6 protein-coding genes are annotated in these 9,244 nt (G+C 70.6%); 5 read left to right on the top strand and 1 reads right to left on the bottom strand.

The genetic code is table 11. The features are described from left to right. Window positions 1-983: 983 nt before the first annotated feature. Window positions 984-1,520, top strand: a complete 537-nt coding sequence (locus ACFXOZ_RS33060; protein WP_380525496.1) for a hypothetical protein — start codon at window positions 984-986, stop codon at window positions 1,518-1,520. Next, window positions 1,520-1,999: a helix-turn-helix transcriptional regulator gene (locus ACFXOZ_RS33055; protein WP_380525495.1), complete on the top strand. Its 480-nt coding sequence runs from the start codon at window positions 1,520-1,522 to the stop codon at window positions 1,997-1,999. Before ACFXOZ_RS33060 ends, ACFXOZ_RS33055 begins: the two co-directional genes overlap by 1 nt. Before the next feature lie 899 nt (window positions 2,000-2,898). Here the strand turns inward: ACFXOZ_RS33055 and ACFXOZ_RS33050 are convergent. Further along, the gene (locus tag ACFXOZ_RS33050; protein WP_380593652.1) at window positions 2,899-3,756 is read right to left on the bottom strand and encodes a hypothetical protein; all 858 of its coding nucleotides are present in this window, start codon (window positions 3,754-3,756) and stop codon (window positions 2,899-2,901) included. Between the two features lie 302 nt (window positions 3,757-4,058). Between ACFXOZ_RS33050 and ACFXOZ_RS33045 the strand changes: the two genes are divergently transcribed. The 3 genes from ACFXOZ_RS33045 to ACFXOZ_RS33035 all read left to right on the top strand — a co-directional run bounded on the left by ACFXOZ_RS33045 (window position 4,059) and on the right by ACFXOZ_RS33035 (window position 9,215). Further along, window positions 4,059-7,463: a DNA polymerase III subunit alpha gene (locus tag ACFXOZ_RS33045; protein WP_380593651.1), complete on the top strand. Its 3,405-nt coding sequence runs from the start codon at window positions 4,059-4,061 to the stop codon at window positions 7,461-7,463. A gap of 57 nt (window positions 7,464-7,520) precedes the next feature. Beyond that, window positions 7,521-8,531: a hypothetical protein gene (locus ACFXOZ_RS33040; RefSeq protein ID WP_380593650.1), complete on the top strand. Its 1,011-nt coding sequence runs from the start codon at window positions 7,521-7,523 to the stop codon at window positions 8,529-8,531. A 213-nt stretch (window positions 8,532-8,744) separates the two neighbouring features. Next, on the top strand, window positions 8,745-9,215 hold the full coding sequence (locus tag ACFXOZ_RS33035; protein ID WP_380593649.1) for a hypothetical protein: 471 nt from the start codon (window positions 8,745-8,747) through the stop codon (window positions 9,213-9,215). The last annotated feature ends 29 nt before the right edge of the window (window positions 9,216-9,244 follow it).

Genomic DNA, 9,244 nt, shown 5'->3' with positions numbered 1-9,244 from the left:
CCCCTAAAGGGGCTTAACCCTGGGCTGACGCCCAGGCGGCGCTGACGCGCCGTCAGGCGCGGGGTGAGGGCTGTCGCCCTCACGGTGGATGGGGGTGCACCGGCCTGACGGCCGGTGGGGTGGGTGGGGGTTGGGGGAATACGCCTCCGGCGTATTCGGGGGCGTGGTGAACTTTGTGCCGTGGTTTCTTGGTTGGGCTGCTCTCCCGGTCCGGGCCGTCGGCCCGGACGAGAGGCCGGTGAACTTTGTGCCGTGCATTCTTGGACGGGCTCTTCGTCCTTCCCCTGACGGGGAAGTGGCAGTCCATTCCCGACCGAAACCCGGAGCCCGTTCCCGGGGCCCCGGCGGGGCCCTGCGAGCACCACGACACCGCCCCGGCACGGCACGGGCCCTGACGGGCCCTCCAGTGCCCTCCCCCGGGCCCGGACGGGCCCGCACACCCCACGCGGCATCACAAGCAGCCCGACGGGCCGCACAAGGCCCTCCCGGGGCGCAACGGCCCGGCAGGGCAACAGCCGGGCCGCACACCGGCCAGACACAGGGCAGCACCAGGACGAATACCTCGCTGGGGCACAGCCCTCCGCCGGCGGCCGCGGAACCGCAAGGGCCTGACGGCCCATCAGGGAAGCCGTCCCCGCGGGGCCAGGAGATGGTTCCTCGCGCGCGCGAGGACCGCCTCTGGGGGATGGTCGCTCTTCTTTAGAAGATGGCAGCACGTTGCTGACCTGCGGAAACGCAAAAATTGCATGCACTCTTGAGCGCATACAACAGCCCGATTTCGAGGCCAGATGCATGCATCTTTTACCCGCCTACATCCACAGGCTGTGCGTCTGGCTCGGGTCGGCCTCGACCGCAGACTCCGGCGGACTCGGTGTCTCTCCGGTGGCTTCGACACGGCGTGTGGGAGCGGCTACTTGCAGGCTCTTTCATATGCGGTCTGATATGTTCTCAGGCGTTCCGAAGGACCACAGAGAGGACGGCCGGTGACGGACACCACGCCTGGCCGGCGCCGCAAGACAGCAGCTCAGAAGGTCACCAACGGGCTGGAGAACATCCTTGGTGACAGTCTCCAGCGGCTGCATGAAGCCAACCCTGGGATCGGCTTCACGCTGATCGCGGACACGAAGCGCGCCAAGCATGCCTCTGCCCAGACCCATGGAGGCAGCTGGGCCGGCATCGACAAGATGCTGTTGAAGAACATCCACCTCTTCGATTTCTCTAAGAGAGAGCGCGCTGTCCTCGACAACATGACCGCCGATGTCGACAAGGACGGCCTCTGGAGGGGAACGCAAGCGCAGCTTGCCGCGGAATTGCATTGCAACCAGACGACCGTTTCACGAGCTATTGTTAAGCTCGATAGTAAGAACTTTGTCTGGAAGGTTTCACGCGGGACCTACCAAGTGAATCCAACCTGGGCCTTCGGGTGGGGTTCTGACCACTGCAACAGGGTGATCGAGAAGATTGGTAAGAAAACGATGGCAGCCAAGGCCATCAAGATTCCCGGGAAGAAGGCGGCCTGATGAGCTCACCCGCTGAGGAGATTCCCCAGATTCCCCAGGAGGAGTTCTGGATGAACTCCCTGGTGTACGAGTACCTGCCGAACGCCAAGCTCACCTCTACTGAACGTGACGTCTTGGACATCCTGTTCAGCAGGCAGCAGTACGGCGGCCTGGTCGAGGTCACCCAGAAGAGCTTGGCGAAGCGGCTCGGAGTCCAGCAGCCGAACATCAGCCGCGCACTGACTGGCCTCGCACAGAGGGGCATCATCGATCCGCCTGAAATCCGCCGCCGCGGTCAGGTCCGTATCCACCCCCTGTTCGCCAGGTACCCGAGCGCCCGGCATGCGACCGCGGTCATGCAGGATCCCGATCTTGTCACCTGGTCCCTGAACATCCCGACCCCGGAGATGCGGCCTCCTCGGCTTGAGGCAGCACCGCGGACGACGAAGCGAACGGCACCGCAGCGAACGGAGCGGCCTGCTCTGCGAGTGGTGCGCTAGCTGATCAAGACCTTCTGGTGCCCGGCCCCGACATGGGACCGGGCACCAGCTCGTTCCGAGGGGGCAAGGCGAGAACCATGCGCCGCCATGTGCGGATTGATATGTCCGGTGAGGCGACGTGCTGCTTCCCGTAGCCACCAGCGCAGCTAGGTCGATGTATGCAGCCAGGATGCATGCGCGTACATATGCGGTTTGATATACACCTAGGCGCTGGTCGCTTCCTGCGAGGCTCGCCGGAGGTGGCGAACCGATGGTCGCGGGTGGGCTAGGCCGGCGGGCCGCAGTGCTCCGCTCCGGATGCACGTGCAGCTGTACTCGTCCGGCGCTAACGGCATCCCCTGGACACCCAGACCGGCGGGGTGATGACGCACGAGCATGAGCAGCTCAAACGATCTCTACGTCGCCGTCAGGCGGCTGCGAAGCCCGGCCAACGCGCTTCGCGAGCGGGCCGACCGTTGGGCAGCCGGAAGCGCGGAGGTTCGCGGTCGACGGTCGACCAGAGGCTCGGCGCCCTGCGGGCCTCGGCAGGGCATAGCCGTTTCCGTTCAGCGGCTGGAAAGCGTGTTCTTCCAGGACCGGCTGGATGGCCTTGCTCAGTGAAATAGGCGAGCTCCCTGTGGGTGTTGCAGAATCCCTGATTATTCCTCAGGGGACACTTCTAAAAGGAAACTGAATTGTTCTATCGCTCAGCAGGTCCCCGGGACTCCAGGTGGTCACTGATGGTAGCTGAATCTGGCGATCGGCTGGAGCGAGCTGGAGCGGGAGGGGCTTGGGAAGAGGTCTAGAGCACAGGAGTCAACGCGCGACATTCTCCATGAGGTCATGCCCGGAATCGGCTGACAGTACATGTCGCTGACCCGGCCGCCTCGGGCGGCGACAGGGCAGGGGACGCTGCACCACTATGGTCCGGCGGGAGACTTGAGCCAACGATCGACGAAGCGCTCCAAGCGCTGGCGCTGGCGGTGCTCGTCGGCGAGCACCGTGGCCAGGACGTCGTGGTCCACGTACGGCTCGATGGCAGCCATCAGCAGGGCGTGCAGGTCGTTACGGTCGAGGGCCTCGACCTCCCACTGGACTGGGCGAGCCGGGTCGAAGTCATACTTCGCGGCGAAGGCGGGCCAGCGCGGGTCGTCCTTCTTCCCCGCTGTGGGAAGGAGCCCGTAGGCGAGACGCTGCTCGTCCGTGAGCAGCACGCGCTCAACTGAGGCCCAGCAGGCGGTGCGGGCGAGGAAGTCGCGCTCGATGTCCTCGCCGGAGCAGTCGAAGTCGCCGACGTAGAGCAGGTGGGCCGGCCGTGGATCGCGAGCGGTGCGCTCGGCGACGACCTGGACGTAGGACTGGGAGCCGTACCCGCGCACCACGATCACCGGGATTCCGAACTCGTCGAGCCAGCGTGTGAACTGGGCCCGAAGGGTGTCCTTCTCCACCGCGACATAGAGCGCCGTTTGCTGGCCGCGGGTGCGGTCCAGCCGGAACCAGCTGGGCACCTGAATGATCATCTCGGTCGCGTCCTGCCAGGCCGGCGGCACGTGGACCCGGCGGACCGTGTCGACCAGGTCTGGGAACCGCTCCTCGCGGCGGGCGGCGGCCACGCGCGCCGACAGGTGCTTGTAGGAGGAGGCGGTGTGCGGGATGACCCCGGCCATCGTCAGCCTGTAATAGACCTGGCGCAGCGTGACGTCGCCTCCGTAGCCGAGTGCGACCTGCGCGGCCTTCTGGACTACCTCTGCCCACCGGATCCGTGTCACGAGGGACATGTACCCAACCCGCCCGACCGGGAGTCGCCATCGCGACCTGAGCGGAGGAACGTCGCAGGTGGGAGGGGGTGGCCTATTGATTTTCTTCCGCATCCGAGAGGGCGGTGGGCGCTGGGCGGGGCTGCCCCGGCGGTTGCGGCCGGTAGGTGCACCGGCGCGGCGCGAGGGCGGGTGCTGTATCCGAGTTCCGTGGGGGCTCGCTCGGCGCTACCTATTCGCACAAAGATTCGAACAGGGTCTAGGCTGCTCGTACGGGAGGGGAACCGGAGACAGCTGGGGGTCGTGGCGCAAGGAGGCGACCCATGGGCTACACCCACCTGCACGTCGCCTCGGGGTACTCGACCCGGTACGGCGCGGCGATGCCGTCGGTGCTGGCTGAGCGGGCCGCCGAGCGCGGCATGGCCGCCCTCGCGCTCACCGACCGGGACACGGTCTCCGGCGCTGTCCGGCACGCCAAGGCCTGCGCGGCGGCCGGCGTCCGTCCCGTCTTCGGTGCCGACCTGGCCGTCCCGCTCCTCGACCCGCCCACCGCCCCGGCCGGCCGGACCAGGACCCCGGCGCGCGGCGGATCTTTCGTCGCCGAAAGTGCCCCGCGGGCGACCCTGCTCGCCCAGGACCGCACCGGCTGGGCCAACCTGTGCGCCCTCATCACCGCGGGCTGGGCGCAGCGGGCGGAGGTCGGAGGTGGCCAGCCGGTGGTGCCGTGGGAGGCGTTGCGCGAGCACGGGGGTGGGCTGACGGTGCTGCTGGGGCCCGGGTCGGAGCCGGTGCGGGCGCTGGCGGCCGGGCGGGCGGATGTTGCGGCAGGGCTGTTGGGGCCGTGGCGGGAGATCTTCGGGCCGGGGCTTCGGCTGGAGGCGGTGCACCACCGGCGGGCGGGGACGGGGCCGGGGTCGTTGCGGCTGGCGGCGCGCACGTTGGGGCTGGCGGCTGATCTGGATGTGCCGGCGGTGCTGACCAACGCGGTGCGGTACGCGGACGCGGGGCAGTCTCGGGTGGCGGACGTGCTGGACGCCGCGCGGCTGCTGATGCCGATCCGGCCGGGGCGGACCTGCAACGGCGAGCGGTGGCTCAAGCCGGGGGCGGAGATGGCCGTGCTGGCCGAGGAGGTGGCGCGGGCGGCCGGCCAGGAGCGCGGGGGTGCGGCGCACCTGCTGGCGTCGACGGAGCGGACGGCGGCGGAGCTGCGGGTCGACCCGGGCAGTGACCTGGGGATCGGGCGGGTCCACTTCCCGGAGGAGGACCGGATCGGGATCGGGCCGGGGACGGCCGGGCGGGTGTTGCGGGAGCGGGCCGGCGCCGCGATGGTTCGGCTCGGCTACGACCGCGACCGGGCGGCGGTCGAGCGGCTGGAGGACGAGCTGCGGGTGTTCTCCACCCTGGGCTGGTCGAGCTACGTGTTGACCGTGGCGCAGGTGGTCGAGGACATCAAGGGGCTGGGGATCCGGGTGGCGGCGCGCGGCTCCGGCGCCGGGTCGCTGGTGGTGCACCTGCTGGGGATCGCGGTGGCAAACCCGCTGGAGCACGGTCTGATCATGGAGCGCTTCCTGAACCTGCGGCGCAAGAGCCTGCCGGACATCGACATCGACGTGGAGTCCGCGCGCCGGATCGAGTGCTACCGGGCCGTGCTGTCCAGGTTCGGGCCGGAGCGGGTGGCGACGGTCAGCATGCCGGAGACCTACCGTGCCCGGTGGGCTCTGAGGGACACTGCGCTCGCTCTCGGGGTCGAACCGGCGGAGGCGGACCAGCTGGCCAAGTCGTTCCCGCACGTCGCGGCGCGGAACATCCGCTCCGCGCTGGCCGAGCTTCCGGAGCTGCGCTCGGTGGCGGCCGACGCTGAGCGGTACGGGCAGCTCTTCGACCTGGCTGAGCAGCTCGACGGGCTCCCGCGCGGGATCGCCATGCACCCGTGCGGAGTGCTGCTGTCCGACTCCAGCCTGCTGGCCCGCACGCCGGTGATGCCGACCGCCGGGGAGCAGCTGCCGATGTCGGTGTTCGACAAGCACGATGTGGAGGATCTTGGGCTTCTAAAATTGGACATCTTGGGCGTAAGAGCACAAAGTGCCATGGCGTACGCGATCGGGGAGATCGAGCGCACCACCGGCAGGAAGCTGGACCTGGACGACCGCGAGCAGGTGCCGCTGGACGACCCGGACTCGTACGCCATGCTCCGCAACGGCGACGGCCTGTCGGTCTTCCAGCTCGAAAGCGGAGGGCAGCGGGATCTGGCAGGCAGGCTCCAACCGGCCACCTTCCACGACCTGATCTGCCAGATCAGCCTGTTCCGGCCCGGCCCGGTGCAGGCCGACATGATCAAACCGTTCATCCTCGCCCGGCACGGCAAGCGGCCCCCGCAGTACCCGCACCCGGACCTGGTCCCCGTGCTCAAGGACACCTACGGCGTGGTGATCTTCAACGAGCAGGTGGCCGGCATCGTCGCCGTCATGACGCGTACCGACCTGTCGATGGGCGAGGAGGCCCGGCGCGCCCTCGGCAACCCGGAGCGGCTGCCCGCGCTGGAGGCCTGGTTCCGCGCCCGCGCCGCCGAGGCCGGCTACGACCGCGACGTGATCGAGCGCGTCCTCGACATCCTCCGCGCCATGGGCGCCTACGGCTTCGCGAAATCGCACGCCTGCGCGTTTGCGCTGGCCACGCTGCAATCGGCCTACTTGAAGGCCCACCATCCGGCTGAGTACGCCTGCGGCGTTCTTGAAGCGGACCCCGGCATGTACCCCAAGCGCCTGGTGCTGGCCGACGCCCGCCGCCGCGGCGTCGCCGTGCTGCCGCTCGACGTGCAGCGCTCCGACACCGTCTACCGCACCGAGCTCCTGCCGGACGGGCGCACCGGCATCCGGATCTCCCTCGCCGACATCCACGGCATCACCGCCGAGCAGGCCCGCCGGATCGCCGACGGCCGCCCCTTCACCGACCTGGCCGACTTCTGGGACCGCGCCCGCCCCTCCCAGCCGATCGCCCAGAACCTCGCCCGGACCGGCGCCCTCGACGCGCTCGCCCCCGGCGCCACCCGCCGCGAGCTCCTGCTCCTGGTCGACGAGCTCCACCGCACCCACCGCGCCAGTGCGATGCCCACCCAGCTCGCCCTCGCCGCCGCCGACCCCGGGCAGGCACCGGCCACCGGCCTCGGCGAGATGGACCCGGCCCAGCAGCTCCAGGCCGAGCTGGACGTCCTCGGCATGGACACCAGCCGCCACCTGATGAGCGACCTCCACCCCCTGCTGGCCGAGCTCGGCGCCACCCCCTCCACCGGCCTCGACCAGTTCCGCACCGGCCAGACCGTCCTCGTGGCCGGCGCCAAGGTCGCCAACCAAACACCCCCCACCCGCTCCGGCCGCCGCACGATTTTCGCGACCCTCGACGACGGCACCGGCATCGTCGACCTCGCCTTCTTCGACGACACCCACGAGCGGTGCGCCCACACGGTGTTCCACAGCTGGCTGCTCCTCGTCCGCGGCACCGTCCAGCGCAGAGGCCGCTCGGTGAGCATCGTCGGCACCCACGCCTGGAACCTGCGCGACGTCGCCGAGGCCCACCGCGACGGCGGCACCCCCGCCGTCCGCACCCTGCTCGCCGACCCCGCCGCAACCGACGAAGAGGAGGGCAGGCACGGCGACGCCCGCCGGCCCGGGCGCAGCGGTCCGGGCGGCGCCGGGCGGATGTGGCACGCCTCGGCCGGATCGGCGGGCTGAGCCATGCCCGTACCCAGCTCAACCGCAGGCGACGCGTACCGCCCGGCCGGGGGCCGGATGAACGAGCGGCAGATCCTCCACCTGCGCCTCGCCCAGCCGACCTTCGAGGTGTACACCGAGCTGTTCGACGTCCTCGCCCAGATCACGCCGGTCGTGCAGGCCCTGCCGCCCAACGCCGCCGTCCTCGACATCACCGGCGCGCTGCGCTACTTCGGGCGTAGCCCGGCGGGGCTCGCGGACCTGGTGCAGACCCGGCTCGCCGCGACCCTCGGCCTGCTGGCCGCCGTCGGCGGAGCTCGTACGCGGATGCTCGCCCAGCTGCTCGCCGACACCACCGAGCTCGGCGGGGTCCGAATTGTTGACGACCCCGGCGAGGCTCTGGTCTTCCTGCACGCCCAGCCGGTGCGGGCGCTGCCGGGAGTGGGCCCGGTGCTGGAGCGCGCGCTGGTGCGCTACGGCGTGGAGACCGTCGGGCAGCTCGCCGACCTGCCGGTGGCCACCGTCCAGCGGGTGGCCGGAGCCAGCACCGGGCGCCTGCTGCACGAACGGGCCCACGGCGTCGACCACCGCACGATCGCCGCCGGCGGACCGCCCGCCGCGATCGCCGCGACCCGCCGGTTCGAGCGCGACGTCCTGGAACCGGACCTGATCCGCCGGGCCCTGCTCGACCTGGCGGGCGAGCTCGGTGCCCGCCTGCGCGCTTCCCGCCAGACCTGCCGCCAGGTCGAGCTCCAGGTCACCTACGCCGACCGCTCCCACACCGTCCGCCGCCGGACCCTGCGCGAGCCCACCCAGCACACCCCGGACGTACAGGCCGCCCTGTACGGGCTGTTCACCGCGCTCGGACTGGAACGGGCACGGGTGCGGGCCGTGACCGCCCGGGTCGCCGAACTCGCCCCGGCGGCGGCGGGCTGGACCCAGCTCACCCTCGACCCGCAGACGGAGAGCAGCCGCGCCCTGGAGCCGGTGCTCGACAAGGCGGCCAACCGGTTCGGCCACGCCGCGATCCAGCCTGCGGCGCTGTGGCGTCCGAGGTCAGAACCGCGCGGCCGCTCGGCCAGGCGCTGACAGCGCGCCGAAAGGCGAGTCGGCCCGACGGTGCCAGCCGTCCCGATATCCTGCTGGCGGGCCGCTCGGTGTGTCGGTCCCGGACCGCTGACGGCCGCGACCGGCAGCACCAACGTCCTGACGGTGCCCCGCATCAACGCCCGCCTCGCAGCAGACTGTCCCGGTGCCGTCCAGTGGCCCGGATCGCGGGCCGGCCACCAGCAAGGACACCCGATGGTCAAGAACCACGCCCGGAAGAACGCCGCCCGGGCTCGCGCGGCCGAGACCGGCGAGAGCCACCAGGCCGCCGTCGCCGCCGCCGTCCGCGAGCGGCCCTCCCCCCTGCCACTGCCCCCGCCCCCCGAGGAGATCCTCGCCGAAGGACGGGCAACGATCGTCGCCGCGCTCGGCGACCTCGCCGACCAGACCACCCACCCGCAGCGGCGCCGCCTGTACCTGGAACTCCAGCGGGAGGTCGAGGCGTCCACGACGTTCGCCGACATGCGCAAAGCCCGCGGAACCTTCGCCTACCGCCAGGCCGACAGGCACTGGATGGAGCGCTGGAACGCGCTGTCGGAGAACCCGCCCAAGTCCTACGAGGAGCACCACCGCGGCATCAACCGGTGCTACTGGGCGCGGCGGGTGATGTACGAGTGGGTCTGGCCCGGCGAGTGGGACAAGCACCTCTACGGGAGCGGGTACTGACGGCACGCACAGTGCGAGGCGCCGGCCCC

Source organism: Kitasatospora sp. NPDC059160, assembly GCF_042755465.1.
GTDB lineage: Bacteria > Actinomycetota > Actinomycetes > Streptomycetales > Streptomycetaceae > Kitasatospora.
Note: the sequence above shows the minus strand (reverse complement) of the source record. Positions and strands in the feature narration are given on the sequence as shown.

Bases quoted from the DNA above. Each gene is read 5' to 3' on its own strand.
- ACFXOZ_RS33055 (WP_380525495.1), top strand. From the start codon at position 1,520: ATGAGCTCACCCGCTGAGGAGATTCCCCAGATTCCCCAGGAGGAGTTC.
- ACFXOZ_RS33050 (WP_380593652.1), bottom strand. From the start codon at position 3,756: ATGTCCCTCGTGACACGGATCCGGTGGGCAGAGGTAGTCCAGAAGGCC.
- ACFXOZ_RS33045 (WP_380593651.1), top strand. From the start codon at position 4,059: ATGGGCTACACCCACCTGCACGTCGCCTCGGGGTACTCGACCCGGTAC.
- ACFXOZ_RS33040 (WP_380593650.1), top strand. From the start codon at position 7,521: ATGAACGAGCGGCAGATCCTCCACCTGCGCCTCGCCCAGCCGACCTTC.
- ACFXOZ_RS33035 (WP_380593649.1), top strand. From the start codon at position 8,745: ATGGTCAAGAACCACGCCCGGAAGAACGCCGCCCGGGCTCGCGCGGCC.